The organism is Pollutimonas rozaliensis (genome assembly GCF_048751585.1).
Lineage (GTDB): Bacteria > Pseudomonadota > Gammaproteobacteria > Burkholderiales > Burkholderiaceae_B.
The window spans coordinates 1-276 of the sequence record NZ_JAZHOB010000091.1; the positions used below are offsets into that span (position 1 = coordinate 1).

Consider the following 276-nt stretch of genomic DNA (forward strand, 5'->3'; position numbering starts at 1 on the left):
GCCATGATGATGGCGCGAGGCTGGTTAGGTTTTCGTCCTTCCGCTTCAGGGGTCGTCAGTAAGTGATTGAAGGTAGCAGTAAGAAACGCAAGGGTTTTACCAGTGCCCGTTTGGGCCTGGCCTGCAATGTCTTGGCCGGTGAGCAGGACCGGCAACGCCAAGGCTTGGATCGGAGTACAATATTCAAACCCTTTTTTATCCAATCCTTCAATGACTTGCGGGTGTAAACCGAAGTCGGCGAACTTTTGATCTGTGATGTGTGTCTTTTTCATTGCT

The 276-nt window shown here is 50.4% G+C and carries 1 protein-coding gene; it reads right to left on the bottom strand.

The window, feature by feature from the left end; translation table 11 throughout:
- Positions 1-276 (bottom strand): DEAD/DEAH box helicase (locus tag V0R37_RS22105; RefSeq protein WP_420376559.1); only part of this gene is annotated, 276 nt, incomplete at both ends.